Annotated in this window: 13 protein-coding genes; 1 reads left to right on the plus strand and 12 read right to left on the minus strand. The window is 53.9% G+C overall.

The annotated features are described in order from the left end of the window. Positions 1-164: 164 nt before the first annotated feature. Positions 165-1664 carry an arabinosylfuranosidase ArfA gene (gene arfA, locus HMPREF9412_RS07735; protein WP_175320748.1) on the minus strand — a complete coding sequence of 500 codons (1500 nt, stop codon included), beginning with the start codon at positions 1662-1664 and terminating at the stop codon, positions 165-167. A gap of 408 nt (positions 1665-2072) precedes the next feature. On the opposite strand from arfA, the gene HMPREF9412_RS07740 reads away from it, so the two are divergent. After that, positions 2073-2990, plus strand: a complete 918-nt coding sequence (locus tag HMPREF9412_RS07740; RefSeq protein ID WP_009590874.1) for an ArsR/SmtB family transcription factor — start codon at positions 2073-2075, stop codon at positions 2988-2990. A gap of 278 nt (positions 2991-3268) precedes the next feature. Here HMPREF9412_RS07740 and HMPREF9412_RS07745 read toward each other — a convergent pair whose 3' ends face one another. The 11 genes from HMPREF9412_RS07745 to HMPREF9412_RS07795 all read right to left on the minus strand — a co-directional run. Further along, the gene (locus HMPREF9412_RS07745; RefSeq protein ID WP_009590877.1) at positions 3269-4474 is read right to left on the minus strand and encodes a sn-glycerol-1-phosphate dehydrogenase; all 1206 of its coding nucleotides are present in this window, start codon (positions 4472-4474) and stop codon (positions 3269-3271) included. A gap of 133 nt (positions 4475-4607) precedes the next feature. After that, a complete protein-coding gene (locus HMPREF9412_RS07750; protein ID WP_009590867.1) occupies positions 4608-6278 on the minus strand; it encodes a ribulokinase in 1671 nt (556 codons plus the stop codon). 45 nt (positions 6279-6323) lie between these two features. Beyond that, positions 6324-7013: an L-ribulose-5-phosphate 4-epimerase gene (gene araD, locus HMPREF9412_RS07755; protein WP_009590875.1), complete on the minus strand. Its 690-nt coding sequence runs from the start codon at positions 7011-7013 to the stop codon at positions 6324-6326. 93 nt (positions 7014-7106) lie between these two features. Continuing rightward, positions 7107-8195 carry a GntR family transcriptional regulator gene (locus HMPREF9412_RS07760; protein ID WP_036671618.1) on the minus strand — a complete coding sequence of 363 codons (1089 nt, stop codon included), beginning with the start codon at positions 8193-8195 and terminating at the stop codon, positions 7107-7109. Between the two features lie 101 nt (positions 8196-8296). Beyond that, on the minus strand, positions 8297-9784 hold the full coding sequence (gene araA, locus HMPREF9412_RS07765) for an L-arabinose isomerase (RefSeq protein WP_009590868.1): 1488 nt from the start codon (positions 9782-9784) through the stop codon (positions 8297-8299). Positions 9785-10040: 256 nt separating this feature from the next. Continuing rightward, positions 10041-10736 carry an urea ABC transporter ATP-binding subunit UrtE gene (gene urtE, locus HMPREF9412_RS07770; protein ID WP_009590880.1) on the minus strand — a complete coding sequence of 232 codons (696 nt, stop codon included), beginning with the start codon at positions 10734-10736 and terminating at the stop codon, positions 10041-10043. Beyond that, the gene (gene urtD, locus HMPREF9412_RS07775) at positions 10714-11553 is read right to left on the minus strand and encodes an urea ABC transporter ATP-binding protein UrtD (protein ID WP_009590879.1); all 840 of its coding nucleotides are present in this window, start codon (positions 11551-11553) and stop codon (positions 10714-10716) included. Before urtD ends, urtE begins: the two co-directional genes overlap by 23 nt. Beyond that, positions 11528-12616: an urea ABC transporter permease subunit UrtC gene (urtC, locus tag HMPREF9412_RS07780; RefSeq protein ID WP_009590872.1), complete on the minus strand. Its 1089-nt coding sequence runs from the start codon at positions 12614-12616 to the stop codon at positions 11528-11530. Before urtC ends, urtD begins: the two co-directional genes overlap by 26 nt. Before the next feature lie 15 nt (positions 12617-12631). Further along, a complete protein-coding gene (gene urtB / locus HMPREF9412_RS07785; protein ID WP_009590878.1) occupies positions 12632-13537 on the minus strand; it encodes an urea ABC transporter permease subunit UrtB in 906 nt (301 codons plus the stop codon). A gap of 58 nt (positions 13538-13595) precedes the next feature. Beyond that, positions 13596-14855 carry an urea ABC transporter substrate-binding protein gene (gene urtA, locus HMPREF9412_RS07790; protein ID WP_009590871.1) on the minus strand — a complete coding sequence of 420 codons (1260 nt, stop codon included), beginning with the start codon at positions 14853-14855 and terminating at the stop codon, positions 13596-13598. A 298-nt stretch (positions 14856-15153) separates the two neighbouring features. Further along, on the minus strand, positions 15154-15558 hold a 405-nt coding region (locus HMPREF9412_RS07795; protein ID WP_139083896.1), incomplete at its 5' end, for a glycerophosphodiester phosphodiesterase.

Raw genomic sequence — 15558 nt, forward strand, 5'->3', positions numbered from 1 at the left:
TCATCTTACTGGACCTCCCTTAATTTTCGTTCATACAAACCTACACTTCGAACATCGGTACTTCTGCTATTCCTCAGAAATAAAGCGCTTTCATATTGTGTGTAATTTGATATGAGTGTTTGGGAGACGGGGCAGCCCAATTCGAGAACCGCCCCTTGCTGTTATTAGGCTTTTTTCAAGCGGATGACGTTCCATGATGCCTTGGCAAGCCTGGCGTTAACCATACCGTTATCGAGTTTCGCGCCCCCCTGATGATGAGGCTTTACTTTTTCCTCGGATGCGGTGTTCACCGCTTTCAGATCCTCATGCTCCAGCACGATATGCTCCAGCAGCCGGTAACCTTCAAAACTGCGAACATCGCATTCGAGCGCCAAGGCTTCCTCCAGATGGCGGTTCACGGCAAAAATCGTAATTTCTTCATCCTCTTCGTTATGAACGACCGCGCTGTCGAGATAAGGAACGTCGGTAAAGTCCTTGGAATCGTATTTCGGCGAGTCGACGATCGGCAGCAGGGATACGCCCCGGCCAAATTTGGAAGCATGAAGATACGGATAAAAGATCGTCTGCTTCCAAGATCGTCCGCCGTTCTCGGTCATGATCGGAGCGATCACGTTCACGAGCTGCGCCAGGCAAGCCATCTTGACCCGGTCCGCATGGCGCAGGAACGTGATCAGCATGCTGCCCACAAGAATCGCATCCTCGAAGTTGTACACATCCTCCAGCTGAGGGGGAGCGATGCTCCATGGATCAATCTGTCTGTCGGCGTCATTGGAATGATACCAAACATTCCACTCATCGAAGCTCAGATACATCGTCTTTTTGCTGCGTTTCTTGGCCTTGATGTAATCGCAGGTGGATTTCACCGTATGAATAAAGTGATCCATATCGAGCGTAAGCGCCAGGTAATTGGCGGTATCGTTATTACGGTTGCCGTAATATTGATGCAGGGATATGTAATCGACCGCCTCATACGTATGATCCAGCGTTACGGCTTCCCATTCAGGGAATGTCGGCATGCCCGTGCTCGAGCTTCCGCAGGAAACCAGCTCGATGGTCGGGTCGACGAGCCGCATGGCTTTTGCCGTCTCAAGCGCAAGCCGGCCGTACTCTTCGGACGTCTTGTGTCCGATCTGCCAAGGTCCGTCCATCTCGTTGCCGAGGCACCAGGTCTTGATCTTGTGCGGCTGTTCATAACCATGGCGGCGGCGTAGGTCGCTCCAATACGTGCCTCCCGGATGGTTGGTGTATTCCAGCAAGTTTCTGGCAGCATCGATCCCCCGCGTCCCCAGATTCACGGCCATCATGACATCCGAGCCCACTTCCTTGGCCCAAGATATAAACTCATTCGTGCCGACATCGTTCGGCTCCAGCGTTCTCCAAGCCAGCTCCAGCCGTTTTGGCCGTTCGGCAACAGGCCCCACGCCATCTTCCCAGTTATACCCCGAAACGAAATTCCCGCCGGGATACCTGATAATCGGGACGTCCAGCTCCTTGATCAATTCCTTTACGTCATTCCGAAAACCGTCCGCATCCGCGGTTTCATGGCCGGGCTCGTAAATCCCGCCATATACTGCGCGGCCTAGGTGTTCAATGAATGAACCATAAATGCGGTTATCAACTTGCGCGATCCGAAACGACTTATCCACGATCATTCGTGCTTTCATGTTCTCAGCTGCCAAGTTCTTCACCTTCCGTTTGATATAATTATAAAACAATTCAAATATAATTAAATGAATTCGTTTTCAGATCTAAAATATCATATGAGGGGGTCTCTGTAAATATACAAATGTAAAATGATTTACATAAACAAAAAATAAATTTTTATAATCAAAAAATCAGTGCATTTTCTGTCGAAAATAGCCGAAATCACTTGTTTTATGCAATCCTTATTTAATATAATCCTCAAATAAAAGCGGTTTCAGCATCCGTTTTATTGTTTCACGCACAAGTTTTCTGAAGATTTTGAACGCATCTTTATTTCACGCTCATATTGATTTATAATTGTTTGAAATAAACGTTTGCAAACATCCCATCGTTATAAATCCCTTAATTGGAAGAAGGTTTGAAATAAGATGATCTACATTAAAGATTTAATGAGCGGACTTGATATCTTTAAAGCGCTCAGCTCTGAGATCCGCATTCAAATTTTGGAGCTGCTGGCCAAGAATCAAAGCCTGAACCTGAATGATCTCGCAAACAGGCTGAACCTCAGCAATGGCGCCATTACCATGCATATCAAGAAGCTGGAGGAAAGCGGCCTGATCGAAATCCATACCACGGGCGGGAAGCATGGCATCCAGAAGATCTGCTATCTGAATAAAGACACCTTGATGGTCGATTTGCGAAGCAAGGATATTAATAATCTGTACGAGGTGGAAATTCGCGTCGGCCATTACAGCGACTACCAAGCCATCCCAACCTGCGGACTTGCGACCAAGGACAGCATCATCGGGGATTTCGACGATCCGCGCTATTTCGCCGATCCGGAGCGCATCAATTCGGAGATTATTTGGCTGACCGAAGGTTTCCTGGAATATCGGATCCCGAATTATTTGAAATCCAACCAATCGTTCCGCGAGATCCAATTCTCCTTGGAGCTGGGGTCTGAAGCACCGGGACATTGCGATAATTACCCATCGGATATTTTCTTTTACGTCAACGGGATCGAAATCGGCAGCTGGACAAGTCCGGGTGATTTCGGGGACAAACGCGGTACCTTCAACCCTGAATGGTGGCCACCCCACTTGAACCAATACGGCATGCTGAAGCTCATCCGAATCAATAAAGAAGGCAGCTTTATCGACGGGTGCCGCATTTCGGATGTCGGTTTGGACCAAATTCAGCTCGATTACAAGAGCGAGCTTACCTTCAGGATTGCCGTTAACGAGCAGTCGGTGAATAAACGCGGCTTAACCATTTACGGCAAGCATTTCGGCAACTACAGTCAAGATCTGTTGGCCCGCGTGCTGTATGATGTGAAGGAAGGATAAGGGAGCGAATGCATGTGTTTGGCGGGCGGTAGGCATGCGGTGATGTATCATTCTCAAACGGCAGTACAAGCTGCATTCCAACTAACAAGCCATCGGTTCGACTGTTTTGGACCCCCTATATCAGGCAGCCAGCTAAAATAGACGAACGCAAAAAAGGACTCTCTATGATCATTCGATCATGTAGAGGCCTTTTTTAGCAAAACGGAATACCTTCTATAACCTTATCAGCAAGCCCATTCTTTAGGGCGGGGGACGGGCATGGCCCGCTCTCTGCTTTGCTATCTGTATGAAGTCAGAGGTTGTCCTACCCCGTCAGCCTCGTTCAGCGTCCTCAGGATGGTATGACGGTCGCGCAGCTTATGCGCCTCCCGCAGGCTCTCCCCGAACAGCTCCTCATCAATGCCAAGCTCCTCCAGGCTGGAAGGACCTCCCGCTTGCCGCAGCAGCCCGGCGATCTCCTCCTTCGAAGGAACCTTCCGAAGCCACTCCCGAACCTGCTCTCTATACGTCTCCCAAAGCTTGGGCTCGGCATAAGGATACACTCCCTGATCAGCCGCAGCATGGTAAAGACTTGATATCTCACTGCAGGCAACCCCTACCTTGGCGCCATGAAGCAGCGCCCGGTTGCCGCGGCGCAAGTACTCCATCTCCCAGTAATGCGACAAATGATGCTCTGCCCCGGAGGCAGGATGGGACTGCCCGAACAGCAGCATCGCGATCCCGGATTCAATCAAGGCCGTCATCAGAATGCGAATGCCTTCCTCCGTGCGCTGGCCGATGGCCTCCACGTGCTGGATGCAAGATTCCAGTGCCCGTTCCGTAATTTCTGCCACTTGGTCATCATAGGGCTCGCCGGCCGTGGTCGAGGAGAATCTCCAATCCAGCAGCGACGTATATTTGCCGAGCATATCGCCAAACCCTGCCGCTATAAGCGGCTGCGGCGCTTTCGCAAGGATATCCGGGTCGGCGAATATGGCGATGGGAGCCGTTGCCGCAAAGGTCTGCTTGATCCCTCGAACCACGATCGGCGCCCCGGCCGAAGTAAAGCCGTCTACCGAAGGTGCCGTAGGTACAGAGACGAAAGGCTTCCCGCACCGATGAGCGACAAAGCGGGTAATGTCATGAAGGGTACCGGATCCGGCAGCGATGAGGCATCCTGTCCGCTCCGGCTCCACCTCGATAAAAAGCTGCATCAGCGAGCGTTCATCCGCCACCACGTCGCCTAACTCATCAGGCTTGATCAAGCACAGCCGGGGTTCCAGACCCTCCGCTTCCAGCCCATCCATCAGCGTTTGACCCGCGGCTTCATACGTATTCGCATCGGCCACAACGATCGGTGAATTGAGGCCCTGCCGTTTAAGGTACCCGGGCACAGCTGAAATAGCGCCGGGCTCCAGCTCCATCGTTTCAAGTCCGCGGAACGCCGGCCGGACTTCCCTCATTCGGCTCATTAAACCTTTTGCTTCGTTCAAATAATCCGTCATGCAGCTCCTCCCCTTTTATCCCATCCTATGTTGATGATCCAAACATCTGGTCTATATTTGTCTCGAAGGACGTCCCGCCCTCTATATGCAGGGCGGTCCGGTCCTCTTCTGGTATTGCGCTTGCCCGGCTGGCCTATTCTGCCGTCTGCTTAATCCGCTTCAGCCGTTTCATGACGTCGTTTTCCCCACGGCCGAAATAATCATGCAGCTTGCTGTATTCCTGATACAGCTGCTCATACACTTCCACATGCTCCGGTATCGGCTTGAAGGTCTCTTCCTTCACCCGTGCCATTTTCTCGGCCGCATCGATAATGGAATCATATCCGCCTTTGGCCTGACCCGCCGCCACTGCGGCGAACATCGCGGCACCCAGCGCCGGCGTCTGTTTGGAATCAGCCACATAGATTTCACGATTGGTAACGTCCGCATAAATCTGCATCAGGAGACGATTCTTCTGCGGCAGTCCGCCGCATGCATAGAGAACATCCACAGCCACGCCGTTCTCATGAAAGGCGTCCACGATTTTGCGCGTGCCGAAAGCCGTCGCCTCCAGCAAGGCGCGATAAATTTCCTGCGGCTTCGTCAACAGCGTCATCCCTAACATCAATCCGGTCAGATCCGTATCCACCAGCACCGAGCGGTTGCCGTTCCACCAATCCAGCGCCAGCAAACCACTCTGACCCGGCTTGTATGCAGCCGCTTCCCGTTCCAGCCATTGATGCAAGCCGATTCCTTCCTCGGTCGCAGCCTCCTTAACGTACGCGGGAAGCGCTTCCTCAACGTACCATTCAAAAATATCGCCCACCGCCGATTGCCCGGCTTCATAACCGTATAATCCCGGAATGATGCCGTCTTCGACGACGCCGCACATCCCTTCGACCTGCTTCTCTTCCGTGCCGAGCAGCATATGGCAGATCGAGGTTCCCATGGCCATGACCAGCTTGCCCGGTGTTACGACGCCGACCGCCGGTACAGCGGCATGCGCGTCAACGTTGCCGACGGCCACGGCAATGCCAGGCGTTAAGCCCATCATTTCTGCCATCTTCTCGGTCAAGCCGCCGGCGCTGCTCCCAAGGGGACGGACCTCTCCGCGCAGCTTCGTATCGGCCAGATCCTCCAATCTGGGATCCAGCGCTTTAAAGTAATCCTTGCTTGGATATCCGTCCTGCTTATGCCATATCGCCTTGTAACCAGCCGTACAGCTGTTGCGGACTATATGGCCGGTCATTTGGGAGATGACCCAATCCGTGGCCTCCAGGAACCGATCCGCGCGTTCATAGATGGCCGGTGCCTCGTCAAGAATCTGCCAGACTTTGGCTATCATCCATTCGGAAGAGATCTTCCCGCCGTAACGGGGCAAAAAAGCTTCTCCGCGCTCAGCGGCGATCGCGTTGATCTTGTCTGCTTCCGGCTGGGCCGCGTGATGCTTCCACAGCTTAACCCAGCTGTGCGGCTGATCGGCCAGCTCCGGGTGGAAGCAGAGCGGCTCGCCAAGCTCGTCAACCGGGAGCATGGTGCAAGCCGTAAAATCGATGCCGATGCCGATCACATCCGCCGGATCAATGCCGGATTGCTGGATGACCGCAGGCACCGATACCTGCAGAACCTCCAGGTAATCCCCCGGATGCTGAAGCGCCCAGTCATGCTCCAGCCGCTTTCCGGAACCCGGCAGAAACTCATCAATAACATGGTGCCGATAAGGCGTTACATGATCCGCTACTTCCTGCCCGTTCGCCAGATTAACCAATACCGCACGTCCGGACTGCGTTCCGTAATCGACACCAATGGTGTATTTATTCCCCATCTCATTTCCTCCTACCGATGAAATCATGAATGATGAATATATGCGTTACTTTTGACCGTAATAAGCATTGACTCCATGCTTCCGCAAAAAATGGCGATCCAGCAGCGTCTGATCCATCGGTTCGGTTTCGGGATTGATCTGCTGCATCCGGGCTGCAATCTTGGCGCACTCCTCCAGCACCACCGCATTATGCACGGCGTTATGCGCATCCTTGCCCCACACGAACGGCGCATGGGAATGCACAAGCACGCCTGGCACCATGTTCGGATCCAGATCCGTGAATCGTTCAACGATTACGTTGCCCGTCTCCAGCTCGTAGGCCCCCTCGATTTCTTCCCGGGTCATGGGCCGCGTAACTGGAATCTCCCCGTAAAAATAGTCGGCATGCGTCGTTCCGTAAGCAGGCAGCGCGCGTCCCGCCTGAGCCCAGCTCGTTCCCCATGGAGAGTGGGTGTGCACAATCCCGCCGATCTCTTTAAAGTTCTGATACAGCACCAGATGAGTCGGGGTGTCGGAGGAAGGCCGCAAATCCCCTTCAACGACATTCCCCTTCAAATCCAGCACGACCATGTCGGCCGCTTTTAAATCCTCGTATGGCACGCCGCTCGGCTTAATGACAAACAGTCCCCGTTCACGGTCGATGCCGCTGACGTTTCCCCATGTAAAGGTAACGAGCCCGTACTTCGGAAGCTCCAGATTCGCCTCAAGCACCTGCTGCTTCAAATCCTCCAACATGAACAACCGCTCCTCTCCAGCCTTTGAAAATTAATTGTACGTACAAGTTTACAAGCAAGGGTCCGATATATCGGACCTTAAACTCCCTATTCTCTATCGTTTGTCCACCGATTCTCTCTCCACAAGCTCCGGTTGATAAACCGTATCCTCAAATACGGTATGATGCTCGATCATGCTGATCAACTGCCTGGCCGCCATGATCCCCATCTCCGTCTTCGGGTGGGTCATCGTCGTCAGCTTCACGCCGGAAGCAACGGATAGCGTGGAATCATCGAAGCCGACCATGGATACGTCCTGCGGAATTTGCAGCCCGCATTCCCCGGCCGCCTCCGCCAAAGACACGGCCAGCTCGTCGTTATAACATACGAATCCCGTCGGCCGCTGCCCGATCGGCTGCTTCAGCAATTGGACGGCCTGTTCATAAGGGAAACGGCCCTTCTGTTCCGTTGTATACGTAACCACCCGCTCCGGCGAAACGGGGATGCCCGCCTCCCGATGCGCCCGCAAGAAGCCCTTTAGCCGGTTTACGCCCTGAAGGTCGTCCCGCTTGAAGAATCCGGCAATCGCCGAATGTCCGTTCTCGATCAAATGCCGCGTGGCCTTGTAACCGCCAAGCTCATCGTCCAGCTTAAGGCAAGGGCATTCCAGTTCCCGATACTTCTCGTTGATCATCAGAAACGGAATCCCCTTCTCCTGCAGGGACAGGAAATATGTCAGATTCGGATTGCCCTCCGCGCTCTTGGTCGGCTCGATAATCAGCCCGCTCAGCGGCTGGCTGGTCATGAGCTGAAGGCTCTCCATCTCCTTCTCCTTGTTGTTGTCGGTGCTGGAAAGCAGCAGGCGGTATCCCTTGCTGCGCAGCTCCGCCTCCGCTCCCCTGACGATATGCGGGAAAATATAATCCGAGATGTACGTCGTCATGATGCCGATCGTCTTGACCTGCTCGCTTTCCCGCCGCGCCGGGTTGCGGGCAAAGGTTCCTTTGCCTTGAATCCGTTCGAGCCAGCCTTCCTTCTCCAGCTCGCCGAAGGTTTGGCGGACCGTCTGGCGGCTTACGCCGAACTGGTCCGCGATTTCATGCTCCGAAGGAACCTGTTTGCCTGCTTGAAGCCGGCCGGATTCAAACCATGAGAGCAGTTCGTTTTTTAATACAATATATTTGGGTATCCGTCTATTATTCATCATTCACCTCTAGCCTCACGCACTCATTATATTAGGATCCCCTGCAATCCTAAGCTATCTCGCTATTGTAACACAGGCCAGGCGAATGCCGACAGAACCAGTTACCGCAGACGGTATGCGGCTTCGCTCCAACGGAGCTCGTTCTTGAAGCGCGGTATCGTTGTATCCTTGTCGATAACGACCGCTTCAATGCCGGTCATCTCCGCCCAATCGCTTAAGTGTTCGGCCGTCATGGCATAAGAGAGTACGGTATGGTGCGCGCCGCCGGCCAAAATCCACGCTTCCGCAGATTCGCGAAGGGATGGCTGCGGCTTCCACAGCACGCGGGCCACCGGCAGCTTCGGCATCGGCTGCTCCACCTTGACGCCGTCCACCACATTCACCAGCAGTCTGAAGCGGTGCCCGAGATCAATCAGGGAAGCATTGACGGCAGGGCCGTCTTGGCCGTTAAACACGAGTCGCGCCGGATCTCCCTTGCCCCCAATCCCGAGCGGATGAACCTCAAGCGTCGGCTTATCCAGCGCGATGGTCGGGCATACCTCCAGCATGTGCGATCCGAGAATCATATGATTTCCCGGCTCGAAATGATAGGTGTAGTCCTCCATGAAGGATGTGCTTTTATTGTCTGCAAGCACCTTCAACACGCGTGTCAGGGCCGCTGTTTTCCAATCCCCTTCCCCGCCGAAACCGTAACCGGACTCCATCAAGCGCTGCACGGCGAGTCCTGGGAGCTGCTTCATTCCGTGCAGATCCTCGAAGGTCGTCGTGAATGCGCCGAAGCCGCCTTCCTCGAGGAAACGACGCAACGCAATCTCGATCCGGGCTTGGTACGCAATCGAATCGCGCACGGGACCATCGCTAAGCCCTTCCTTGGTAATCGAATACGACTCCGCATATTCGTTCAGGAGCGCCTTGACCTCTTCATCGCCGACTTCGTTCATGGACTGCACAAGGTCGCCGATGCCGTAACCGTTCACGGACCAGCCAAGCTTGATTTGCGCCTCCACTTTGTCCCCTTCGGTTACCGCTACCTGACGCATATTGTCGCCGAAGCGGGCCACCTTCAGCCTGCGGCTTTCGGCATAGGCCGCGGCAGTCCGCATCCAGCCGGCAATGCTGCCGCGAACCTCCCCGTCTTCCCAGTGGCCCACAACGACCTTGCGGGCGATGCCCAGGCGGGCACCGATATGGCCATACTCACGGTCGCCGTGTGCGGACTGGTTCAGGTTCATAAAGTCCATATCAATCGTTTCCCAAGGAATATCCCGGTTGAATTGGGTATGGAAATGAAGAAGCGGCTTCTGCAATTGGGATAGGCCCGCGATCCACATTTTGGCCGGGGAGAACGTATGCATCCACGTCATGATGCCTGCGCAGGACTCATCGTTGTTAGCCTCAAGAATCAGCTTGTATATTTCATCGGGTGTCGTTACGATCGGCTTGAATACAATGGGGTACGTAAATACAGGATCTTTGTCAAACTCCGTTGCCACGATGCGGGAGTGCTCGGCGACCTGCTCCAGCGTTTCGGGACCATACAAGTGCTGGCTTCCGGTGACAAACCAAAAAGTATGCGGTTTCAAATTCATGATTATAACGCCTCCTGTACGAATGATTGCTCACTAACTTGTACATACCTTTACATGTAAATGAATGACCATAAAAAGATGTACGTACAAGTTGAATCACTCACATTCTACCTCCGCATCTCCAAAATAGCAAGATCAAAATTAAAAAAGAGCTGCCCCTATAGGTAACAACGAGCGAACCCATAGAGACAACCTCTATCATTCAATCTCAGTGACGTTCTACCTCCAAATGCGAACCAACTCTCATGAAAAATCTTTAGACCGTCAAATAATGCTCGAACTGCTCCATATCGATGGCATCCTGCACCCCTTCGGCTACGATCGTCCCTTTATCCATGACATAGATATAATCGGCCACGCTTCGGACGAATTCGATGCTCTGCTCCACCAGAATGACCGACGTTTCTCCTTTGGCTTTGATCCCGCGGATGACGTCTTGAATTTCCTCCACGATGGAAGGCTGGATTCCTTCGGTCGGCTCGTCGAGCAGCAGCACTTTGGGCCGGGAGGCAAGCGCCCTCGCGAAAGCAAGCTGCTGCTGCTGTCCTCCGCTTAGATCGCCGCCTTGGCGGTGATACATTTGCGGCAGTACCGGAAACAGGGCTAACACCTCTTCCGGGAATGTCTTCGTACGAGGCACGCATGGCTCAAGGCCGAGCAGCAGATTCTCTTTTACAGTGAGTTGGGGGAAAATCTCGCGCCCTTGCGGGACATACCCGATCCCGCCTCTTGCTCTCTTGACGGAATCCCAGCCGGTAACCTCCTGCTCGCCAAGGCTCATCCGCCCCTGCCGGATTTTCAATTGCCCGGTTATCGTTCGCATCAGCGTGGTTTTTCCGACTCCGTTGCGCCCAACCAGGCATACAATCTTTGCGGGGTCCACGACCATGGACACGCCGCGCAGGACGGCACTCTCCCCATAACCCGATTCAATGCCCTGCAGCTTGAGCATTCGCCTCCCTCCTTTTTCCAAGGTAAACCTCGGCCACCACCGGATCGCGCTGAATCTCCTGCATGGATCCTTCCTTCAGCAGTTTCCCTTCATGCATGACGGTAACCTTGGCGGCAAAAGAACGTACAAACTCCATATCGTGCTCGACCACAACGACGGAGCATTCCTTAGCAATGCCTTGAAGGAGCTCGCCGGTCTTCATCGTTTCCTCGTCCGTCATTCCCGCTACCGGTTCATCCAGCAGCAGAAGCCGCGGCTTCTGAAGCAGCAGCATGCCGATCTCCAGCCACTGCTTCTCTCCATGCGACAGGGAACCTGCCCGAACATGAAGCCGATCGGGAAGTCCGATCAATTCCAGCACCTTCTTCATCTCGAACGTAGTGCATCGATTTCTCCTGACCTTCAGCGCCCGGAGCACGCTTCGGTCCGAATCGACGGTCAGCTCCAGGTTTTCCTTGACGCTCAGGTTGGGGAATATCGACGGTGCCTGGAATTTCCGGCCCACGCCGAGACCCGCAATTTCATAGTCCCGCTTCCTCGTAATCTCAAGACCGTCGCCGAGCAGCACCCGCCCCGTCCCAGGCTTAGTCTTTCCGCAGATCACATCCAGCATCGTGGTCTTCCCTGCCCCGTTCGGGCCGATCAGAAAATGCAGCTCATGCTGGCGAAGCGCCAGATTCATGCCGTTTACCGCTACGAACCCGCCAAAGGCCACCGTTATATTTTCCGCGGACAGCACGGTGGGCGACATGCCGATGCCCCTGACTTCCCCATGTGCGGCTAGCGAAACATCAGCTCTCTTTGCGTACGGCTGCATGGACAGTCCTCCCTCTTTTGGATAATGACGAAGCCGCCTTGCTCCACAATCCCGTCAATCCTCTCGGCATCAAGACCACAACAATGACAAACAAAGCGCCCAATACCAGCAGCCACCCTTCGGGATAAGCTTCGCTGATCCCGGTCTTGGCCGCGTTCAGCAGCACGGCGCCGATTATGGCGCCGATCAGCGTTCCCCTGCCGCCAAGCGCGACCCAGAGCACCATTTCAATAGACGGGACGATGCCCATCATGGACGGCGAAATAATGCCGACCTGAAGCACAAACAGCATGCCGGCTAGCCCGGCCAAGCCCCCCGATACGGCAAACGCAAAGGTTTTGTAGCGGGAAGGATCGAATCCCAGAAACCGTACCCGGTTCTCCCCATCCCTCGACGCTTCCAGCACCTGGCCCACGCGGCTGTTCACAATTCTTCTGCATAGAATATAGGCTCCTGCCAAAGCGGCCAGCGTAATAAAATACAATCCTATTTTCGTGGAGGGCGCATTCAGGTTAAATCCCAAAACGGAGCTGTACCCCGTAATCCCGTTCGTGCCCCCCGTCCACTCCTGCTTGCCGACAAACAGCGTAACCACGATCATGACCAGGGCCTGCGTCAGAATCGTAAAATACACGCCGACGATCCGGTTGCGGAACGTAAAGAATCCAAGTATCAACGCCAGCAGGGCCGGCAGCAGCATCCCGAGTATCAAGGCCGCCGGGAACGACCGGAAAGGCTCCCAGAACCAGGGCAGGGACGCCACCCCGCTCCATCCCATAAAATCAGGCAGGGCCGAGCCGCTGGCGTCCAGCTTCAGATACATGGCCATGGCATAAGCACCCAGCCCGAAGAACACGCCATGTCCAAGGCTCAGAATGCCGCCGTACCCCCAGATCAGGTCAAGCCCGACCGCCAGGATCGCCAAAGCCAAAAATTTCGTTAGCAATCCGAGGCGAAAAGGGGTCGTGAACAAGGGGGCCAAACACATCAGAAGCAGCACCGCGCTCCATAGAATCCGTTTCGATCGGCCGCCGGGGTTTCCTGTCAACCATTTCAGCACCATGCATTCCCCTCCTCTCTAATCCAAACTGCGCGTTCGCAGCGCGACGAGCCCGCGGGGCTTCCACTGCAGGAAAGCCACGATGCAGGCGAACACCAGCACTTTGCCGATGGAAGCCGAAGTATAGGTCTCAAACAGCGTGTTGAACACGCCGATGCCCAGCGCTCCGGCAACCGTGCCGACCAGCTTTCCTACGCCGCCCAGCACCACCACCATGAAAGCATCGACGATATAGTAGGTCCCGATCGATGGTCCGATCGGGCCGAGCAGCGTCAAGGCACAGCCGGCAATACCGGCGATGCCCGAGCCTATCGCAAACGTCAGTCCGTCCACGCGCCGGGTCGAAATGCCGAGACAACCGGCCATGCTTCGGTTCTGCATCACCGCCCGCATTCTTCGGCCTTGAACCGTTCTGTAAATATAAAGATACATCGCCGTCAGGACGACGGCCACAAGCAATACAATGAACAGCCGCTTGTAAGGAAGGATGATGCTTGAGGTGATCGCAAGCCCGCCGTTAAGCCAGGAAGGGCTGGTTACGGCCACGTTCGGTGCGCCGAAGATGAACCTTGCGATCTGCTGCAGCATCATCCCGACGCCCCATGTGGCGAGCAGACTATCCAGCGGTCTGCCGTACAGATGGCGGATAAGCACCATCTCAAGCAGCCAGCCGACCGCAGCGGCAACCATGAAGGATACTAACAATGCGGCGATGAAATAGGTATCGAACCAGGATTTCGGCATATAGGCGGAGAACAAGCCTTGGGTAACGTACGTGGAATAAGCGCCGATCATAATCAGCTCGCCATGGGCCATATTAATGACATTCATTAAGCCGAACGTTACCGCCAAGCCGAGCGCGATCAATAATAATATCGAGCTGACGCTCAGTCCGTTAAACACCTGCAGGATCGTCATATCCATCCGGGATGAACCTCCTTTCACGAAAGGCCCGCAGGCCTTTCATGCATGAGATGAAGTTTTATTCGCCGCTCAAACCTTTTGCCCAATCGTATGTTTTCAGATAGGGGTCCGGTTTGACGGGTTCGCCCGAGTTCCAGAGCTCCTTGAACTGTCCGTCAGCCTGCACCTCGCCGATGCGCACCGTTTTATGAATATGCTGATTGTCGCCATCGATGGTCACTTTGCCTTCGGGGGCGGCGAACTCAATGCCTTTGGCCGCTTCCTTCACCTTATCCACGTCCGTGGTTCCCGCCTTCTCTACCGCAGCCTTCCACAAGTACACCGCGGTATAACCAGCCTCGATCGGGTCGGCCGTGACCCGGTCAGCACCGTATTTCGCTTTGTATTTATCAACAAAAGCTTTGTTTTCCGGAGTATCCGTGGACTGATAGTAGTTCCAGGCTGCCAGATGGCCCTCCAGGATATCGGCGCCGATGCCGCGGATTTCCTCCTCCGCTACGCTTACGGACAGCGTGGTCATGTCCTTGGAGGTAATGCCCGCATCCTTCAGCTGCTTGAAGAAGGCCACATTACTATCGCCGTTCAGCGTGTTATAGACGATATCGGGTTTCGCTTCTTTGATCTTGGCTATAATCGTGCTGAAATCGGTGTGGCCCAGCGGCGTGTATTCCTCTCCCACAAGCTCGCCGCCCTCGGCCGTCAGTTGGGCCTTAATGATCTTGTTGGCCGTTCTTGGGAACACATAATCGGAGCCGAGCAGAAACATTTTTTTGCCGCGGTTCTCGAGCAGCCAGGACACCGAAGGCACGATTTGCTGATTGGTTGTTGCGCCCGTATAGAAAATGTTAGGGGAGGATTCCAGCCCTTCATATTGAACCGGATAGAATAAGAGACCGTGGTTTTGTTCGAAAACAGGGAGCATGGCTTTCCGGCTGGCGGAGGTCCAGCCTCCGAATACGGCGGCAACCTTATCCTGCTGCAGCAATTTGCCCGCCTTCTCCGCGAAGGTCGGCCAATCCGAGGCGCCGTCCTCGATCACGGGTTCGATTTGCTTGCCGAGCACGCCGCCCGCCGCATTGATCTCTTCGATCGCAAGCATCTCGGCATCCTTAACGGACACCTCGCTGATCGCCATCGTTCCGCTGAGCGAGTGAAGAATGCCGACCTTGATCGAATCGCCTGCGGCTTCTACCGGCGGGCTCCCGTTACCCGCTCCGGCGGTTGGAGCGGTTTCCTTTTCCGTCACGCAGCCTGACATTAAAATGGCGCATAATACAAACGAGGCCCATCCTTTAACGATTACGCTTTGTTTTTTCATTGGTTCCCCACTCCCTTTTTCCGTTTCCGAACATTCCGTCTATAACCTCTCTACTCTGTTCGTTATTCCACATTATAGTTGCCTTATATTTCCCGTGTCAATAATTCTTACATAATTTTATTTCGTTTTTTCATTTTTAGTAAAATTGTCGTGCATTTCCGTTATTTTATGTTATATAAAGTAACATTTATTTTGTGTTTATATAATAATAGAATGAATTTCCATTATAATATGTTATTTTTACTAACATTAAATAAAAACAGCCCTTGATTTCTCAAGAGCTGCCGTCGTTCATTATTTATCTGATCATGTTCCTGTTCGAAATCGTAATCGGCACCCGGTCCGGATAATCCGTAATGATGCCGTCCACGTTAATTTGAAGCACGTAAGGTATTTGCAGCATATCCCGAATGGTCCACACCATCGTTTTCATCCCCGATTGATGGATCTTTTGAACCAGTCCCTTGGAGACGAGCCTCATCGAGATACTCACGTATTCCGCGTACGCCTTCATACTATCCAGCCGCTGCTTGGATAAGTCGCCCGAACTGGTGATAACTACGCCAAGCGGAATATCGGGCATCAGCTGGCGGAACCGAACCAGCGAATCCGTATCGGCAGACTGAACGATAATCAGGTTCTTGTACCTTAGTCCATCAGTCTGGGCGGCATATCTTCTCAAATCGCCTGCAACCTTTTGCTC

It is taken from the genome of Paenibacillus sp. HGF5, assembly GCF_000204455.1.
GTDB classification, from domain to species: Bacteria; Bacillota; Bacilli; order Paenibacillales; family Paenibacillaceae; genus Paenibacillus_AQ; species Paenibacillus_AQ lautus_A.

Bases quoted from the DNA above. Each gene is read 5' to 3' on its own strand.
- urtC (WP_009590872.1), bottom strand. From the start codon at position 12,616: ATGGTGCTGAAATGGTTGACAGGAAACCCCGGCGGCCGATCGAAACGG.
- urtE (WP_009590880.1), bottom strand. From the start codon at position 10,736: ATGCTCAAGCTGCAGGGCATTGAATCGGGTTATGGGGAGAGTGCCGTC.
- araA (WP_009590868.1), bottom strand. From the start codon at position 9,784: ATGAATTTGAAACCGCATACTTTTTGGTTTGTCACCGGAAGCCAGCAC.
- HMPREF9412_RS07750 (WP_009590867.1), bottom strand. From the start codon at position 6,278: ATGGGGAATAAATACACCATTGGTGTCGATTACGGAACGCAGTCCGGA.
- urtB (WP_009590878.1), bottom strand. From the start codon at position 13,537: ATGGATATGACGATCCTGCAGGTGTTTAACGGACTGAGCGTCAGCTCG.
- HMPREF9412_RS07740 (WP_009590874.1), top strand. From the start codon at position 2,073: ATGATCTACATTAAAGATTTAATGAGCGGACTTGATATCTTTAAAGCG.
- araD (WP_009590875.1), bottom strand. From the start codon at position 7,013: ATGTTGGAGGATTTGAAGCAGCAGGTGCTTGAGGCGAATCTGGAGCTT.
- urtD (WP_009590879.1), bottom strand. From the start codon at position 11,553: ATGCAGCCGTACGCAAAGAGAGCTGATGTTTCGCTAGCCGCACATGGG.
- urtA (WP_009590871.1), bottom strand. From the start codon at position 14,855: ATGAAAAAACAAAGCGTAATCGTTAAAGGATGGGCCTCGTTTGTATTA.
- HMPREF9412_RS07760 (WP_036671618.1), bottom strand. From the start codon at position 8,195: ATGAATAATAGACGGATACCCAAATATATTGTATTAAAAAACGAACTG.
- HMPREF9412_RS07745 (WP_009590877.1), bottom strand. From the start codon at position 4,474: ATGACGGATTATTTGAACGAAGCAAAAGGTTTAATGAGCCGAATGAGG.
- arfA (WP_175320748.1), bottom strand. From the start codon at position 1,664: ATGAAAGCACGAATGATCGTGGATAAGTCGTTTCGGATCGCGCAAGTT.